The sequence below is a fragment of the Rhodococcus sp. NCIMB 12038 genome, from assembly GCF_002165735.1.
GTDB lineage: Bacteria > Actinomycetota > Actinomycetes > Mycobacteriales > Mycobacteriaceae > Rhodococcus_F.
The window spans coordinates 90128-106225 of the sequence record NZ_NHML01000005.1 but is presented as its reverse complement, the minus strand read 5'-3'; the positions used below and the strand labels follow the sequence as shown (position 1 = coordinate 106225).

Sequence of the window (16098 nt, the reverse complement as noted above, 5' to 3'; positions counted from 1 at the left end):
CGCCACACCCGACACCGAATGGAGACCGCATGGCTTCGGCCGAGTTCCTCGTCGAACGTTCCACCGTCATCGATGCGAGCCCCGACGTCGTTCAGCCACTCCTCGACGACTTCCGGAAGTGGCAGGCGTGGTCGCCGTGGGAGGACGTCGATCCCGACCTGAACCGCACGTACTCAGGCCCGGATTCGGGAGTGGGCGCGTCCTACGCGTGGGAGGGCAACCGCAAGGCGGGGTCGGGACAGATGGTGATCACCGAGTCGGTGCCCGGCTCGAAGGTCGTGCTCGACCTGAACTTCCTCAAACCGTTCAAGGCGGAGAACGTCACGACGTTCCTCCTCGAACCGAACGGTGCGGGCACGACCGTCCGCTGGCAGATGACCGGTAAGAACAACCTCTTCTTCAGGATCGTGGGAGTGGTCTTCCCGATGGACAAGATGGTGGGCAAGGACTTCGAGAAGGGGCTCGCGCAGCTGAAGGCGGCGGCCGAGCAGCGTCAGTAGCCCTTTCCCGTCGCCAGTTCGAGATCGGTCATGGTCTTGAATCGGGGTGTGCCGTCGCTGTCGTTCCGGGCCTGTTCCATCACGAGGCGGGCTGACCGTCCCTTCAGATGGAGGGTCGCCACCTGATCGCCGAAGAACGGTCCGGCGACCTTGGACCAGTCGAGGGGAACGGGCGGCACCCGCGACACCCGGCTCAGGATGAAACGCACGGTCCGTTCGGTGGCGCGCCGCCAGGAGATCCGGAACGTCACCTTCATCGCGGCCGGTACGTAGTTGTGCAGCGGTGAGCACGTCAGCTGGTAGACCAGTGACTGCAGCGGTTCGGGGAAGTGCGCCTGCGCGGCGTAGGCGTGGTGGACGTCGCCGGACAGCACCGAGATGGTGGACGGCGCACGCCCACGCGGCCCGGCCCGGTGGCCTTTGCCGACATCGGCGAGGAGCCGGGCGAGCCGGTCGAACGAGTCACGAAACGCCGCCCAGTGCTCCAGGTCCGCCCCACGCCGGATCTTCTCGGCCCATCCCGCCACCCGCGGGCCGCGGGATCCGGCGGCGAGGCGTTCGTCCCAGGACTCCAGGTCGTGGAGGGCGCGGGGCAGCAACCACGGCAGCGACGTCCCGACGAGCAGATGGTCGTAGTCGCCCTCGGTCTGGCGTTCGATCCAGGAGAACTCGGGGTCGGACACCATCTCGCGGCGGCCGCCGGTGAGGATGCGCCCACACCGCGAGTCGATGACGAGCAGCCTCGCGACCCCGAGGTCGCGGCGATACGACCACTGCGTGCCCTTCGCGCCGTCCGCCTCCTCGTCGGCGGCGGACGCGAACTCCCGGAGCATCGGTTCGACGTCGCCGCCGTGCTTCCGAACACGTTGGTACAGATCGTTTTCGGCGAGGAGACTCGGCGACAGGTTCCCCAGGTGCTGATAGACCCAGTACGACGACAACGCGCCGACGATGCGCTCCTCCCACCACGACGTCGCCTCGACGTCGTGGCGCCAGGACTCGGAGGTGTTCCAGTCGTCCCGCACGTCGTGGTCGTCGAAGATCATCGACGTGGGCACCGTGGACATCAGCCAGCGCACCTGAGGGTCCGTCCACGACTCGGCGTAGAGCCAGGTGTATTCCTCGAAGTTGCGCACCTGCGGGCCGGGTGGCTCCTTCACGTCGTGGATCTCGGCGACCCGCGCCTCGGTCTCGGGGGAGAGTTCGTCGGCGTACACCTGATCCCCGAGCAGCAGCAGGGCGTCCGGCCACCGGTCCGGGGACTGTCCGGCCATGCGCACCGCGTACGCGTCGAGGGCGTCGGCGCCGAGGTGCCGGTTGTCCTCCGTCGTGGACATCGTGGCGAACCGGCACGAGCCGAACGTCAGGACGAGGGTGTCGTCGTCCTCGCGGAGCGTGCGGATCACCGACGGGACGGCATTCGGCAACGGCCACACCGGACGGCCGTCGAGGGTCACGTCGTACGGAGTGGTCGACCCGGGTTCCAGATCGTCCACGACGACGAGCGCGTAGTGGTGACCCGACACGTTCCATGTGCGTTCTTCGTGGCCGAGGACCCGGACGGTGCACGCCTCCGACGTCTCGACCCACACCGTCGCATCGCTCGTGCCGACATGTCTCAGCAGCGGTCCGAGAATCAGCTCCGCCACTTTGTCACCCTGCCGGAATTCTCTTCGCGCGTGACGGGTACATACGGTCAGACTACGGATCCCGGGCCAACTGCGAGGCGTCTTCTGCGCCGAAATTGGTCATCGCCGCCTCGAGCGGGAAGAGTGGCTATCAGGGGGTGTCGCGCCGGCTCGTCGAGTGGGCACTTCCCGTCTGAGTGGCGCTGTGTGAAGATGCTTGTCGGACAGGATGTGTCGGCGGGTGCCGGTAGTGTCGCGCGCATGGCTGAACCAGTGAAGGGTCCTGCGTCCTACTTTCCGTCGATCGAGGAGAAGTACGGCCGGCCGATCAGTGAGTGGCAGACGCTCATCCGCTCGTCCGAGCTGACCAAGCACATGGAGTTGGTGAGCTGGCTGAAGTCCGAGCACGGCCTCGGTCACGGTCACGCCAACGCGCTGGTCGCGCACACCCTGAAGGAGGACGCCGCCGGCTGACGGGCCACCGTTGTAGCTCGCCGCGATGAATCCGGAATTTTGCCGCGGGATATCATTCCGACGAATCTGGTGTCGAGGGTTCTGCTGTCGAAGGGAATCGAAATGAGCACGAAAGTCGAACAACTGGAGTTCCAGGCGGAGACCCGCCAGCTCCTGGACCTCATGATCCACTCGGTGTACTCCAACAAGGACTCGTTCCTGCGGGAGCTCATCTCCAACGCCTCGGACGCGCTGGACAAGTTGCGGCTCGAGGCGTTCCGCAACAAGGACCTCGACGTCGACACGTCGGATCTGCACATCGAGATCGAGGTGGACGCGGAGAAGCGCACGCTCACGGTCCGCGACAACGGCATCGGCATGTCCCACGAGGAGGTCGTCGACCTCATCGGCACGCTGGCCAAGTCCGGCACCGCGGACCTGCGCCGCAAGTTGCGGGAAGCGAAGGACGCCGCCGCCTCCGAGGAACTGATCGGACAGTTCGGTATCGGCTTCTATTCGACGTTCATGGTCGCCGACAAAGTGACCCTGCTGACGCGGAAGGCCGGCGAGAGCGAGGCCACGCGCTGGGAGTCGAGCGGCGAGGCCACGTACACGATCGAGGCCGTCGACGACGCCCCGCAGGGCAGCTCCGTCACCCTGCACCTCAAGCCCGAGGACGCCGAGGATCACCTGCACGACTACACGTCGGAACGAAAGATCAAGGAACTCGTCAAGCGTTACTCCGACTTCATCGCGTGGCCGATCCGGATGGACGTCGAGCGCACGGTCCCCGCCGAGGGCGACGGCGAGGACGAGGTCACCACGACGTCCGAGACGATCAACTCGATGAAGGCACTGTGGGCGCGCTCGAAGGACGACGTCTCCGAGGACGAGTACAAGGAGTTCTACAAGCACATCGCCCACGCCTGGGACGACCCGCTCGAGGTCATCCCGATGAAGGCCGAGGGCACGTTCGAGTTCCAGGCACTGCTGTTCATCCCGTCACACGCGCCGTTCGACCTGTTCATGCGGGACGGGAAGACCGGGGTGCAGCTGTACGTCAAGCGCGTCTTCATCATGGACGACTGCGACCAGCTGATGCCGGAATACCTCCGCTTCGTCAAGGGTGTGGTCGACGCCCAGGACCTCTCCCTCAACGTCTCTCGTGAGATCCTGCAGCAGGACCGGCAGATCCGCGCCATCCGCCGCAGGCTCACCAAGAAGGTCCTCACCACGATCAAGGACCTGAAGGCCGAGCGGCCCGACGACTACCGCACGTTCTGGGCGGAATTCGGCCGCGCGGTCAAGGAAGGCCTGATGTCGGACACCGACAATCGGGATGTGTTGCTGGGTATCTCGTCGTTCGCGTCCACCCACAGCGAGGAGGAGTTGACCTCGCTCGAGGACTACGTGTCGCGGATGAAGGACGGTCAGGAGCAGATCTTCTACGCCACCGGCGACTCCCGGCAGCTGCTCGAGAGCTCCCCGCACATGGAGGCCTTCCGCGCGAAGGGCTTCGAGGTGCTGCTGCTCACCGACCCCGTGGACGAGATGTGGGTCGGCGCGGTTCCGGAATTCGACGGCAAATCGTTCCAGTCGATCGCCAAGGGTGAGGTCGATCTCGACACCGAGGAAGACAAGAAGGCGCACGAGTCGGAGCGGGAGGAGCAGGAGAAGGACTTCGCCGGCCTGCTCTCCTGGATGGCCGAAGCGCTGACCGAGCAGGTCAAGGAGGTGCGGCTGTCGACGCGGCTGACCACGTCACCGGCTTGCATCGTCGGCGACGCGTTCAGTATGTCCCCGGCACTCGAGCGGATGTACCGGGCGTCCGGCCAGCCCGTTCCCACCACGAAGCGCATCCTCGAGCTGAACCCCACCCACCCCCTCGTCATGGGGCTGCGGGAAGCGCACAGCGAACGCAACGAGGATCCCGCGCTGGGGGAGACCGCGGAACTCCTCTACGGGATGGCGTTGCTGGCAGAGGGCGGCGAACTCGACGATCCGGCCCGGTTCACGACGATGCTCGCCAACCGTCTCGCCAGGACGGTGTAATTCTCCTTGCTGGTATTGGTCACGGGGGGAACAGGTTTCGTCGGGGCGTGGAGCGCGAAGGCGGCGGTGGACGCCGGTCACCGGGTGCGCTTCCTCGTGCGCGATCCTGCTCGCCTCGTGACCAGTGCGGCGGCGCTCGGGCTCGACACGTCCGATCACGTGGTCGGTGACATCACGGACGCCGCGTCCGTGCGGCGAGCCCTGGACGGTTGCGACGCCGTCATCCACGCCGCGGCCGTGGTCGCGGTCGACCCGCGCCGCGCGGAGGAGATGCTGGCGACCAACCTCGCCGGCGCGCAGAACGTGCTGGGAACCGCGGTCGAACTCGGCCTCGACCCGATCGTCTACGTCTCGAGCATCGCCGCCCTGTTCCAGCCGGGGGCCCGGTTGCTCACCCCCGACCTCCCGGTGTGCGGGCCCTCCGACGCCTACGGCCGCAGCAAGGCACGCGTGGAGCAGTACGCGCGCGACCTGCAGGCCGACGGCGCACCCATCGCGATCACCTACCCGGGCATGATCGTCGGCCCGCCCGCGGGAAACCAGTTCGGCGAGGCCGCCCAGGCAGTCGAGGCCGCCGTCCACCTGCGGGGTCTGCCCGGGCGGGGCGCCGCATGGACGATGGTCGACGTGCGTGAGGTGGCCACGGCGCACGCCGCCCTCCTCGAACCGGGGAGCGGAGCCCGCCGGTTCATGCTCGGAGGTCCCCGGATCCCGATCGCCGGGATCGCCGACATGCTGGCCACGATCACCGGCAGACGGATGGGCGTGTACCCGGTGCCGGACTCCGCGCTGCGCCTGGTGGGCAGGCTGGTGGACGCGATCGACCGGTTCGTCCCCATCGACACCCCGATCTCGGAGGCCGCGATGGAGTACTACACGCGGATGCCGGACACGGACGACCGGCCGAGCGAAACCGAACTCGGGGTGAAGTACCGCGACTCGGCGGAAACCCTCGCCGACACCGTCGCCGGGCTGACGGCAGCGGGCCGGCTGTGAGCTTCACGCGCGCCGAGTTGGAGTCGTTCCGGGACGCCGAGGTCCCGGACCTCATCGGACCGGACTGCCGCCTGCTGTTCGTCGGCATCAACCCGGGACTGTGGACGGCCGCGACCGGGGCGCATTTCGCACGTCCCGGCAACCGTTTCTATCCGGCTCTGCTGGGCGCCGGCATCATCGAGCGACCCATCGACCCGACGGCGGGCATGTCGGACGCGGATCGCGATCACCTGATCGAGCGGGGCGTCGGCATCACCAACCTGGCCCCGCGCGCCACGGCCAAGGCCGACGAACTGACCGGCGAGGAACTGGCCGTCGGCGCCGAGCGCCTGCGCGGCGTCGTCCGCGACACCGCTCCCCGGGTGGTCGCCGTCGCCGGAATCACCGCCTACCGCACGGCATTCGGGGAGCGGGCAGCGAAGAAGGGCAAACAGCCGCGCACCCTCGAGGGCGCGGAGTTGTGGCTGGTGCCCAATCCCAGCGGTCTCAACGCCCACGAAACCGTCGCCACCCTGGCCGCGTCGTACCGGGAGGCAGCGATCGAGGCCGGAATCGTCTCGGGCTGACCTGGCAGGTCGCTAGGCTGCGGAGATGACCGTCGTCTACAACCTCGTCTTCGTCTGCCACCTGCTCGGCATGGCCGCACTCGTCGGCGGCTACTTCGCGGTGCTCGCAGCGCCGCGGATCTCCGAGGTGATCGTGTGGGGTGCGCGGCTCCAGTTCGTGACGGGACTGATCCTCGTCGGGCTGGGGGAGGCCGCACTGGACAAGGACTACAACCACGTCAAGATCGGCGTGAAGCTTCTGCTCTCGCTGGTGATCGTCGCACTCGCCGAGATCGTCCGGGGCAAGCAGAAGCGAGGGCAGGAGCTCCCGAACCTCGTCCACGTGGTCGGTGGGCTCGGCATCGTCACCGTGCTGGTGGCCGCCCTCTGGACCTGATCCCGCGCCCGCTCACTTCTTCGGTGGGGCGAGGATCTTCATCGCCAACCGCTGCGCGGACTCGGGCATCCGGTCCTTCATCGACATCGCGAACTCGCCGGCCTTCGTGCGCACCGACGTGCCCCGGCCGAACCGCCGGTTGAACGCGGATCCCTCGGTCGGCTGATCGAAGTGCAGCGGCGGGGCACCGTCCGCGGCGCCGAGTGCGCGCCCGATCACCATCCGCTGAATCTCGCTCGTGCCCTCGAAGATGGTGTACAGCTTGGCGTCCCGGTACCACTTCTCGACGGGATGGTCGCTGATATACCCCCACCCACCCATCGTCTGCAGCGCACGCTCGGTGGTTTTCACCGCGACCTCCGACGCCGCGAGCTTCGCCATCGAGCCCTCGCCGTGGCGGAATTCCACGCCCGCCGCCGCCATCCACGACGCCCGCCACGTCAACAGTCGCGCGGCATCGATCTGGGTCGCGAGGTCGGCCAGCGGGAAGGCGATGCCCTGGTTGTCGATGATCGGACCGCCGAATGCCTCCCGGCGGTTCGCGTATTCGGTGGCGTACTCGAGCGCGGCGCGGGCGATTCCCAGCGCCTGGGCCGCGACCATCGGACGGGTCTGCTCGAACGTGCCGAGGGTGGCCGATTTCCGCCGCGGAGCGCCGGTCGCCACCTCCTCCTGCACCTCACGGGCCTTCCGCATGCGGTGCTCCAGTTTGTCGTCGCCGCCGAGCAGGTGGTCGGCGGGCACCCGCACTTGGTGAAACTTCAGCTCCGCCGTGTGCGACGCCCGGCAGCCCAGCTTGTCGAGCTTGCGGACGAGTTCGATGCCCGGGCTTCCGCCGGGGACCACGAACAGCGCCTGCCCGCGGTGCCCCAGCTCCGGATCGACGGTGGCGTTCACGACGTGCACGTCGGCGATGCCGCCGTTGCCGATCCACATCTTGTGACCCTCGATCACCCAGTCGTCGCCGTCGCGCGTCGCGGTGGTCCGCAGATTGCGGACGTCGCTGCCGCCCTCGGGTTCGGAGATGCACAGTGCGGCGAGTTTCAGGTTGCCGGGCTCGCCGAAGCACTCGGGTGCCCAGCGCAGCATCTGCTCCGGCGTCGCGGCCTGCCCGATCGACGACAGCGCCAGCGCGGGCATCACGACGGCAAGTCCGATTCCGGCGCAACCCCAGAACAGCTCCTCCATGAACAGGGGGAGGGACAGGCCGGTCGGGTCGCCGATGAGGTCGCGGTAGAACAGCGGACTGTAGAAGCCCTCTTCCGCGGCCTTCTCGAGAACGTCCCACGGGAACTCCTGCGCGCGGTCGTGCTCGGCGGCCACCGGCCGGATCACGTTCTCCGCGAAAGCGTGCGTCCGCTCGACGAGGTCCTTCTGTGCGGGGGTGAGCGCGAGGCTGAAAGTCATGGCAGTCCCTCGGTTGCCGTGTTGGTGTGCAACAACGTAACACTCACGGGCTGTGAGAACCATGGATCGCACGATCCTGAACAGTGGGATATCGATCCCATTATCTGATCGGAGTTGCTAGCGTCGAGACATGGACGGTGACGAGACGGTCTACACCCACGGCCACGACGAGTCGGTGCTGCGAAACCATCGATGGCGCACCGCCGAGAACTCCGCCGGCTATCTGCTTCCGCACCTGCGAGCAGGCATGACGCTGCTCGACGTCGGGTGCGGGCCGGGCACCATCACCGCCGACCTCGCGGGACTCGTCGCGCCCGGAATCGTCACCGCCGTCGAGATGAACGACGAGGCGCTGTCCCTCGCGCGGAACGAGTTCGCCAAGCGCGGCATCGCGAACGTCGAGACCGTCGTATCGGACGTCCACGCACTCGACTTCCCCGACGACAACTTCGACGTCGTGCACGCACATCAGGTCCTGCAGCACGTCGGCGATCCGGTGCAGGCACTGCGCGAGATGAAGCGGGTGTGCCGACCCGGCGGAATCGTTGCCGCCCGCGACGCGGACTACGGCACCTTCACGTGGTTTCCGCCGACACCCGAACTCGACGAATGGCTGACGCTCTACAAGGCCGTCGCCCGGGCGAACGGCGGTGAACCCGACGCCGGCCGCCGCCTGCGGGCGTGGGCGCACGAGGCCGGACTCGGCGACGTCGCGAACACGGCGAGCACGTGGTGTTTCTCCACCGACGAGGATCGCGAGTGGTGGGGCGGGTCGTGGGCAGACCGTTCGCTGCGATCCGCCTTCGCGGACCGCGCGCTCGCGCTGGGGCTCGCCACCGCGGCAGACCTCGACCGCATCGCGGCCGGCTGGCGTGCCTGGGTGCGGGAGAACGACGGCTGGTTCGCGCTCCTGCACAGCGAGATCCTCTGCCGGGTGTAGAGGCAGCGCGAAGCGAAAATCTCGCGACCGGCGCCCGGGAATGGAACACTCGCCCCATGCTGACGTTGCGCGTGGGTCGACTGTGGTTGCCGGGGCTGATGGTGGTTCTGATCGGTCTGGTGTTTGCACCCGGCGCCTCCGCGGCCCCCGATCGGGCGGTTTTCTCCGGGGTCTCGGACCAGGTGATCACCGTCTACGCGCCGTCGGCGGGGTCGGTGAGCGCCGAGCTGACGGCCTGGGAACGGGGCTCGGACGGCACGTGGCAGGTGTTCGCAGGTCCCGTCCCCGCCGACGTCGGCGCGGAAGGAACCGGTGCGGCGAACGAATTCTCCACCCGCACCCCGGCCGGGGTCTTCCCGCTGTCGCAGGCGTTCGGCCGGCAGCCCGCACCGCAGACGGCGCTGCCGTACTTCCAGTCGGATCGGCGTGACTGGTGGGATTCGAATCCGCTCTCGCCGACGTACAACACGCACGTCCGGCAGGACGCGAGCCCCGGCGGTAACAGCGAGAACCTCTACTCGGCCGGACCGCTCTACGACTACGCGCTCGCGATCGGCTACAACGCCGCCCGCATCCCCGGACTCGGCTCGGCGATGTTCCTGCACGTCACGGACGGCACCACCACCGAAGGATGCGTCGCCACCGACCGCGACACGCTGACAACCCTCCTCGGCCGACTCGACCCGGCGAAGAATCCGGTGATCGAGATCGCCGTGGGCGCCTAGCGGTCGTGCGCCTTTCTGGTTACTACAGCTACCAGAAAGGCGCACGGGCGGCGGAGCCGCCTACAGGCCGGGGCGCTTGCCGATGGTGAGGGTGGGGGTGGAGACGCCTGCGAAGAAGTCCTCGCCCTTGTCGTCGACGACGATGAAGGCGGGGAAGTCCTCGACCTCGATCTTCCAGACCGCTTCCATGCCGAGTTCTTCGTATTCGACGATCTCGACCTTCTTGATGCAGTCGAGGGCGAGACGCGCCGCGGGACCGCCGATGGACCCCAGGTAGAAGCCGCCGTAGGACTTGCAGGCGTCGGTGACCTGCTTGGACCGGTTGCCTTTCGCGAGCATCACCATGGAGCCGCCCGCGGCCTGGAACTGCTCCACGTAGGAGTCCATCCGACCGGCGGTGGTGGGGCCGAAAGAACCGGACGCCATGCCGTCGGGGGTCTTGGCCGGACCGGCGTAGTACACCGGGTGGTCCTTGAGGTACTGCGGCATCTCCTCGCCGGCGTCGAGCCGTTCCTTGATCTTGGCGTGGGCGATGTCGCGGGCGACGACGAGCGGGCCGGTCAGCGACAGCCGGGTCTTCACCGGGTGCTTGGACAGCTCGGCGAGGATCTCGGGCATCGGCTTGGTGAGGTCGATCTTGACGGCCGCGCCCTTGCCGGTGCCGGAGACGCCGTCCGTCTCGGAATCGAGCTGGGCGTCGGTGACCTCGGGGAGGAACCGGCCCGGGTTGAACTCCAGCTGCTCGAGGAAGACGCCCTCGGGGGTGATCTTCGCCTTGGCCTGGCGGTCCGCCGAGCAGGACACGGCGAGCGCGACGGGCAGCGAAGCGCCGTGGCGGGGGAGGCGGATGACGCGGACGTCGTGGCAGAAGTACTTGCCGCCGAACTGTGCGCCGATGCCGATCTGACGGGTCAGCTCGAGCACCTTCTCCTCGAGTTCCAGGTCGCGGAAGCCGCGACCGGTGATCGCGCCCTCGTTGGGAAGTTCGTCGAGGTAGTGCGCGGACGCGTACTTGGCCGTCTTCAGCGCGAACTCCGCGGACGTGCCGCCGACGACGATCGCGAGGTGGTACGGCGGGCAGGCTGCGGTGCCGAGGGCGCGGATCTTCTCCTCGAGGAACCGCATCATGCCGTCCGGGTTGAGGATCGCCTTGGTCTCCTGGAACAGGTAGGACTTGTTGGCGCTGCCGCCGCCCTTGGCCATGTACAGGAACTTGTACGTGTTCTCGTGACCGGTCGCCGTGTCGGCGTAGAGCTCGATCTGGGCGGGGAGGTTGCTGCCGGTGTTCTTCTCGTCCCACATCGTGATCGGCGCGTTCTGCGAGTACCGCAGGTTGAGCCGCGTGTACGCGTCGTAGACGCCGCGCGCCACGGCCTTCTCGTCGTCACCCGGGGTGAGGACGTGCTGGCCGCGCTTGCCCATGACGATCGCGGTGCCGGTGTCCTGGCACATCGGCAGGACGCCTGCGGCGGAGATGTTGGCGTTCTTCAGCAGGTCGAGTGCCACGAACTTGTCGTTGCCCGACGCCTCGGGATCGTCGAGGATGCTCGCGAGCTGCGTCAGGTGATCGCTGCGCAAGTAGTGCGAGATGTCGTGGAGGGCGGTCTCGGTGAGCAGGCGCAGCGCCTCGGGCTCGACGGACAGGAAGGTGCGGCCGCCGGGTCCTTCGACAGTCGACACCCCCTCGGTGGTCAGCAGCCGATATTCGGTGGGGTCCTCACCGATCGGCAGCAAGTCCTCGTAGAGGAAGTCGGCCATTCTATCTCCTGGACAGCGGGTTGTGTGAAGTTCGTCTTCAGGCTAGACGCGGCCCCCGGCGGCCCTGTGACGCGGGGGCATGCTTTGACCTGCGCAGTGGCGTGGCTCACAGAGTTCTCACAAGTAAATCCGTACACTTGACTGGATGCTTGAACACGGAACCAGATCGGCCGGCCAAATGACCCTTGCAGTCCAGGACGCCGGAGCCGTCGACGACGAGAAGTCCGGTGCACGTGCCAAGCGGCCCGTACTGCACGCCTACCTCGACATCGCGATCGTGGTGGTCGTTCTCGCGGCCACGAACCTGATCGCACACTTCACCACCGCGTGGGCGAGCATCGCGACCGTTCCCATCGCCGCCGTCGTGCTGCTCGTCCTGACTCGGCGCCGCGGACTCGGCTGGGCCGAACTGGGGCTCTCACCTCGGCACTGGCGCAAGGGATCGCTGTATGCCCTCGCGGCGATGGGCCTCGTGATCGGCGTCGTCGCGATCGGGGCAGCCCTGCCGATCACCCGCCCCTTCTTCATGGCCGACCGGTACGCCACCATCTCCGGCGCTCTGATCGCGTCGATGATCGTCATCCCGCTGCAGACCGTCATCCCCGAGGAACTCGCGTTCCGCGGCGTGCTGCACGGCACCCTTGACCGCGTCTACGGCGCCCGTGGAGTCTTCGCGGCGGGATCGCTGATGTTCGGTCTCTGGCACATCGCGTCCTCGCTCGGACTGACGTCGGGCAACAAGGGACTGTCGAGCTTTCTCGGCGGCGGCGTCCTCGGGCAGGTCCTGGGCATCCTCGCGGCTGTGGTCGCCACCGCGGCCGCGGGCATCGTGTTCACCTGGCTCCGCCGCCGCAGCGGCAGTCTGATCGCGCCCATCGCGCTGCACTGGTCGCTGAACGGCGCGGGTGCGCTCGCCGCCGCCGTCGTGTGGCACACGACCATGGCCTGAGCGACGATGGCCTGAGCAGGGTCAGCCGGCCTCCGGGGCACCCAGCCACTCGAGCAGCTTCTCGTACACCGACTCGTGGTTGAGCATCGTGAAATGGTTCGCGGGCGCGAGGTGCATGCCGTCCTCGTCGCGGAAGCCGATCATCCGCGTCCTGTTCCGGCCGGACGCGCTCGGCACGAGCACCATGCCGTCGCCGAGCAGGCGGCCCAGCGGATGCCTCGGGCTGCGCGTGATGGTCGCGGAGACGAAGCAGTACGTCACGCCGTCGAGGAGGGGAACCTCGCTGATGGCCGCGGCGCGGAGGGCGTCCGGATCGCGGCCGCGCCAGTCCTCGTCGACGAGCGAACCCTGATTCAGATCCCGGATGCCGGCGCTCCTCCGGCGCAGGAGTCCGGAGATCGCCCGCGTCTCGGGCAGTGCGGCCAGTCCGGCGCTCGCATAGTGGACGGCCTGCTCCAACGGGGCGCCGAGGTGAGGTGAGCCGAGACTCACGACCTGCCGCACCCGCCGCACCCACGGGCGATCGTCGAGGAAGGCGATCCGGCAGGCGCTGCGGGCGACGAGGCCACCCATCGAATGCCCGACGAGTGCGATCGACTCGACCTCGACCGGCCAGTGCCCGGTGACCGCGTCCAGAAGGTCGGACAGGCTCCTGCCGTTGTCGGAGATGTGCCGGCCGGAGTTATATCGGATCTGCAGCGCCGTGTATCCCAGGTCCGTTTCGAGCCGTTCACCGTAGGTCGGGCGGCGGCCCAGCGACCACGCGTCCTCGGTCTCGACGAGTCCGTGCAGGAAGACGACGATGCGGCCGCGGGCGTGGGGGAAGGCGTTGGCGAGCGTGGGCTCGTCCGCCGTGAGCGCGACGCCGCCCACCCGTATCGCCAGGGGTTCGGCGAGCACGGACCCCTCCGATTCCAGTACGTCGCCGATCAGCCCCTGGATCGCGGCGATGGCCCGGGCACCGCCAGGGGTCTGGGACGGCGGGACGTTCTCCGCCGACGGGACGTCGAGAAACTGTCCCGCGAGGGAACCGCCGAGTCGGGCGGTGCCGGCGACGAGTGCGTACACGGCGGCGGAGATCTCGTCGTGGAGTGCCTTGGCAGGCAGGGCGTGGGTGCCGACGCCGAGCCGTACTCCGGCGAAGACGCGGTCCGAGACGGCGCGGTGGATGCTGCCGATGCCGCCGGCGGCGGCCCCGATTTCGTCGAGAGCCAGCCGGGCGAGTGCCCGCACCTCGGAGCGGCGTCTGATCTGCGGATCGGTCACGAGATTTGAGTGTACGCATGTGCACTGAGATGTGCGCGTGGTGCGAAACCGCCGGAATGTGCAGCGCACGCGATTATTTCGCGAATAAATCAACGGTGAAACGGGAAAGTTGATCTTGCAAATGGCGGATCAATTGGTCGACCGACCAATTCCGGAGAAAAAGCTGGTGACGCGGATAATGAACATGTTCACGTCCCGAGTTATCCATCGTGATAGATACGTGATCGACGCATCGTTACGCTGCCGACAACACCGCGACGGGGCCCGCGCGCCTGAGCGCACGAACCCCGTCGCGGGTATTTCAAGCCTTGTGCCAGCGTAAATGCTAGCCAAGCGTGGCTGCGGCCGCCGTCGCGGCGTCTGCGCCACCGCCCAATGCGTCGGCGGAACCCGAGAAGAAGTCCAGGGCACCGGCGAGGTCGGAGAAGGCGGAAAAGAAATCGGACAGGAAGGCGAGATCCATGCGTTTAACTCCTTGCTCGGTTGTGGGCATTTATGTCGGCGCTGAGCGGGCGCCGGATTCATTCCTACCGTTATTGAAATGAGATCGCAATCCGTGGAATTAACCGAATTGAAACGGAAGGCGAATGAACGGTTTCCGGGCAGGTGAGAAGCCTGTGGCCGGATCACCTCCGTCGAGAAATCTCACGATGTGGGAGCCTGGGCCCTGTGCGAATCGCACCTTCGAGGGGCGCGGGCGGGGCTATCCTCGTCCCACGACGTGTAGCGCCTTCCGGACATACGGACGTATAGGGGAAACCATCATGCGCAAGACCATCGTCACCGGCATCGCGGTCGCGGCCCTCGCGCTGCTCGGCGTGACCGGCTGTTCCAACGACTCGAACGAGGCGCCGATCGCGACCACGACCACGTCCTCCCCGTCCGATCGGATGGAAGGCGCGATCAGCAGTGTGCAGGCCACGGCGTCGTCCGCCGTGAACACCGCGCGCGAGGCCACCCAGAACGCGATCAACTCGGCCATCGCGGCGGTCCCGATCGGATTCGAATCGGGAACCGCCGAACTCAACGCCATCTCGGACGTGACCGTCAAGGCGGTGGCCGCCGCGATGAAGGCGGGCGACAGCAAGATCGCGATCGAGGCGTACGCGAGCAACTCGGACGAGGCGGCCGCCTCGCTCCTCGCCGACCAGCGCGCCCAGGCCGTGGCGAACGCCCTCGAGGCGCAGGGGGTCGACAAGAGTCGCATCTCGACCGAGGGCACGGCGAACCCGGCCGAAGGCGTGAACGTCGATCAGGTGGAGATCACCGTCGAGGACAGCTGACCGGCGCGGTCAGTGCAGGACCGCCCGGTGCTCGTTGCTGTACGGAATATGCTCGGCGGTCCTGCCGTCGCGGAGTTTGAGCACCCACTCCGGATCGGACAGCAGGGCGCGGCCGACCGCCACGAGATCGAACTCGCCGTTCTCGTACTGCCGGAGCAGGCGGTCGACCCCGGCGGTGTTCGAGGCGCCGTTCGACGTGAAGGCCGTCGTGAACACGTCGTCGAGACCCACCGAACCGACCGTGATCGTGGGCAGTCCGGTCAGCCGCTTGGTCCATCCGGCCAGGCCGAGTTCCCCGTCCTCACCGGACAGTTCGGCGAAGGCCGGTTCCCAGTGCCTGCGGGTGGACGGGTGCAGCACGTCGACGCCGGCGGCGACGAGGGGTGTGAGCACGGCCGCGAGTTCGCCGGGGGTCTGCGCGATGCGCGAGTCGTAGTGGTTCGATTTCCACTGCGAGAAGCGGTAGACGATCGCGAAGTCGTCCCCGACGGCTTCGCGGATCGCTGCGACCACCTCGACCGGGAAGCGGGTGCGGGCCTCGAGAGATCCGCCGTAACCGTCGGAGCGGACGTTGGTGCGGTCCCACAGGAACTGGTCGAGCAGATAGCCGTGCGCGCCGTGCAATTCGATGCCGTCGAAGCCCACGTCACGCGCGTTGACGGCGGCCGCCACCCAGGCCTCGCGCAGCGCGTCGAGATCGGGCGCGGTGAATTCGCGTCCCAGCCGGGTTCCGTCCAGGGCGATGCCGGACGGGCTGGAGGTCGTCACCTCGGGGTTCATGCGGGGCTGCGGGCCACGTTCGACGCCCAGATGCCACAGCTGCGGGATGATCTGCCCGCCCTCCTCGTGGACCGCGTCCACCACCGACTTCCAGCCCGCGAGGCTGTCCTGTCCGTAGAGGAGCGGCACCCGGGTGTGGGATCCGGCGGCCGGGTCCGGAATGTACGTCCCCTCGGTGATGACGAGACCGACGCCGCCCGCCGCGCGCCGGCGGTAATACGCCGCCACGTCCTCCCCGGGAATGCCGTCGGGGGAGAAAGCCCTGGTCATGGGTGCCATCGCGAAGCGATTCCGGAGTTGGAGAGACTTGACGGCGAACGGCTCGAAGAGGCCGTCCACGGGCAGAGGTGTTTCGGTCATGCCTGTCTCCAACCGAACCCGGTTACGCACTATTCCTGCATATGACCTGCTGCGTAGTT

At 67.6% G+C, this 16098-nt stretch carries 16 protein-coding genes; 10 read left to right on the top strand and 6 right to left on the bottom strand.

The genetic code is table 11. The features are described 5' to 3' along the window. The first annotated feature begins 29 nt into the window (after window positions 1-29). Window positions 30-500, top strand: a complete 471-nt coding sequence (locus tag CA951_RS08780) for an SRPBCC family protein (protein ID WP_087556489.1) — start codon at window positions 30-32, stop codon at window positions 498-500. Here CA951_RS08780 and CA951_RS08775 read toward each other — a convergent pair. Continuing rightward, on the bottom strand, window positions 494-2149 hold the full coding sequence (locus CA951_RS08775; protein WP_087556488.1) for an alkaline phosphatase D family protein: 1656 nt from the start codon (window positions 2147-2149) through the stop codon (window positions 494-496). The two genes, CA951_RS08780 and CA951_RS08775, sit on opposite strands and share 7 nt — an antisense overlap. 240 nt (window positions 2150-2389) lie before the next feature. Here CA951_RS08775 and CA951_RS08770 point away from each other — a divergent pair, with 240 nt between their 5' ends. The 5 genes from CA951_RS08770 to CA951_RS08750 all read left to right on the top strand — a co-directional run bounded on the left by CA951_RS08770 (window position 2390) and on the right by CA951_RS08750 (window position 6571). Continuing rightward, window positions 2390-2602: a DUF4287 domain-containing protein gene (locus CA951_RS08770; RefSeq protein WP_087556750.1), complete on the top strand. Its 213-nt coding sequence runs from the start codon at window positions 2390-2392 to the stop codon at window positions 2600-2602. Between the two features lie 102 nt (window positions 2603-2704). Continuing rightward, window positions 2705-4633, top strand: coding sequence for a molecular chaperone HtpG (gene htpG, locus CA951_RS08765; RefSeq protein ID WP_087556749.1), 1929 nt, complete (start codon window positions 2705-2707; stop codon window positions 4631-4633). A gap of 6 nt (window positions 4634-4639) precedes the next feature. Next, window positions 4640-5629 carry an NAD-dependent epimerase/dehydratase family protein gene (locus tag CA951_RS08760; protein ID WP_087556487.1) on the top strand — a complete coding sequence of 330 codons (990 nt, stop codon included), beginning with the start codon at window positions 4640-4642 and terminating at the stop codon, window positions 5627-5629. Then, entirely contained in the window at window positions 5626-6195 is a 570-nt protein-coding gene (locus CA951_RS08755) for a mismatch-specific DNA-glycosylase (RefSeq protein ID WP_087556486.1), read from the top strand. Before CA951_RS08760 ends, CA951_RS08755 begins: the two co-directional genes overlap by 4 nt. Window positions 6196-6220: 25 nt before the next feature. Then, on the top strand, window positions 6221-6571 hold the full coding sequence (locus CA951_RS08750; protein ID WP_087556485.1) for a hypothetical protein: 351 nt from the start codon (window positions 6221-6223) through the stop codon (window positions 6569-6571). Window positions 6572-6583: 12 nt separating this feature from the next. On the opposite strand, the gene CA951_RS08745 is transcribed toward CA951_RS08750, so the two are convergent. Beyond that, complete coding sequence (locus CA951_RS08745; protein ID WP_087556484.1) at window positions 6584-7978, bottom strand: acyl-CoA dehydrogenase family protein; 1395 nt, start codon at window positions 7976-7978, stop codon at window positions 6584-6586. A gap of 130 nt (window positions 7979-8108) precedes the next feature. Between CA951_RS08745 and CA951_RS08740 the strand changes: the two genes are divergently transcribed. Together CA951_RS08740 and CA951_RS08735 are read left to right on the top strand one after the other, a co-directional pair. Next, the gene (locus tag CA951_RS08740; protein WP_087556483.1) at window positions 8109-8918 is read left to right on the top strand and encodes a class I SAM-dependent methyltransferase; all 810 of its coding nucleotides are present in this window, start codon (window positions 8109-8111) and stop codon (window positions 8916-8918) included. A 56-nt stretch (window positions 8919-8974) separates the two neighbouring features. Beyond that, entirely contained in the window at window positions 8975-9643 is a 669-nt protein-coding gene (locus CA951_RS08735) for a L,D-transpeptidase (RefSeq protein ID WP_087556482.1), read from the top strand. A 60-nt stretch (window positions 9644-9703) separates the two neighbouring features. On the opposite strand, the gene CA951_RS08730 is transcribed toward CA951_RS08735, so the two are convergent. Beyond that, the gene (locus tag CA951_RS08730) at window positions 9704-11401 is read right to left on the bottom strand and encodes a fumarate hydratase (RefSeq protein WP_087556481.1); all 1698 of its coding nucleotides are present in this window, start codon (window positions 11399-11401) and stop codon (window positions 9704-9706) included. Window positions 11402-11579: 178 nt separating this feature from the next. Here CA951_RS08730 and CA951_RS08725 point away from each other — a divergent pair, with 178 nt between their 5' ends. Continuing rightward, the gene (locus CA951_RS08725) at window positions 11580-12350 is read left to right on the top strand and encodes a CPBP family intramembrane glutamic endopeptidase (RefSeq protein WP_087556480.1); all 771 of its coding nucleotides are present in this window, start codon (window positions 11580-11582) and stop codon (window positions 12348-12350) included. A 21-nt stretch (window positions 12351-12371) separates the two neighbouring features. On the opposite strand, the gene CA951_RS08720 is transcribed toward CA951_RS08725, so the two are convergent. Together CA951_RS08720 and CA951_RS43365 are read right to left on the bottom strand one after the other, a co-directional pair. Beyond that, window positions 12372-13616, bottom strand: coding sequence for a triacylglycerol lipase (locus CA951_RS08720; protein WP_087556479.1), 1245 nt, complete (start codon window positions 13614-13616; stop codon window positions 12372-12374). A 325-nt stretch (window positions 13617-13941) separates the two neighbouring features. Continuing rightward, the gene (locus tag CA951_RS43365) at window positions 13942-14079 is read right to left on the bottom strand and encodes a hypothetical protein (RefSeq protein ID WP_179220152.1); all 138 of its coding nucleotides are present in this window, start codon (window positions 14077-14079) and stop codon (window positions 13942-13944) included. A 301-nt stretch (window positions 14080-14380) separates the two neighbouring features. Here CA951_RS43365 and CA951_RS08715 point away from each other — a divergent pair, with 301 nt between their 5' ends. Next, window positions 14381-14899 carry an OmpA family protein gene (locus tag CA951_RS08715; protein WP_087556478.1) on the top strand — a complete coding sequence of 173 codons (519 nt, stop codon included), beginning with the start codon at window positions 14381-14383 and terminating at the stop codon, window positions 14897-14899. A gap of 9 nt (window positions 14900-14908) precedes the next feature. Here CA951_RS08715 and CA951_RS08710 read toward each other — a convergent pair whose 3' ends face one another. Next, window positions 14909-16039, bottom strand: coding sequence for an NADH:flavin oxidoreductase (locus CA951_RS08710; RefSeq protein ID WP_087556477.1), 1131 nt, complete (start codon window positions 16037-16039; stop codon window positions 14909-14911). Window positions 16040-16098: the final 59 nt, after the last annotated feature.

Coding starts and splice junctions, on each gene's coding strand:
- htpG (WP_087556749.1), top strand. CDS start 2,705: ATGAGCACGAAAGTCGAACAACTGGAGTTCCAGGCGGAGACCCGCCAG.
- CA951_RS08715 (WP_087556478.1), top strand. CDS start 14,381: ATGCGCAAGACCATCGTCACCGGCATCGCGGTCGCGGCCCTCGCGCTG.
- CA951_RS08770 (WP_087556750.1), top strand. CDS start 2,390: ATGGCTGAACCAGTGAAGGGTCCTGCGTCCTACTTTCCGTCGATCGAG.
- CA951_RS08750 (WP_087556485.1), top strand. CDS start 6,221: ATGACCGTCGTCTACAACCTCGTCTTCGTCTGCCACCTGCTCGGCATG.
- CA951_RS08730 (WP_087556481.1), bottom strand. CDS start 11,401: ATGGCCGACTTCCTCTACGAGGACTTGCTGCCGATCGGTGAGGACCCC.
- CA951_RS08710 (WP_087556477.1), bottom strand. CDS start 16,039: ATGACCGAAACACCTCTGCCCGTGGACGGCCTCTTCGAGCCGTTCGCC.
- CA951_RS08725 (WP_087556480.1), top strand. CDS start 11,580: ATGACCCTTGCAGTCCAGGACGCCGGAGCCGTCGACGACGAGAAGTCC.
- CA951_RS43365 (WP_179220152.1), bottom strand. CDS start 14,079: ATGGATCTCGCCTTCCTGTCCGATTTCTTTTCCGCCTTCTCCGACCTC.
- CA951_RS08780 (WP_087556489.1), top strand. CDS start 30: ATGGCTTCGGCCGAGTTCCTCGTCGAACGTTCCACCGTCATCGATGCG.
- CA951_RS08745 (WP_087556484.1), bottom strand. CDS start 7,978: ATGACTTTCAGCCTCGCGCTCACCCCCGCACAGAAGGACCTCGTCGAG.
- CA951_RS08740 (WP_087556483.1), top strand. CDS start 8,109: ATGGACGGTGACGAGACGGTCTACACCCACGGCCACGACGAGTCGGTG.
- CA951_RS08735 (WP_087556482.1), top strand. CDS start 8,975: ATGCTGACGTTGCGCGTGGGTCGACTGTGGTTGCCGGGGCTGATGGTG.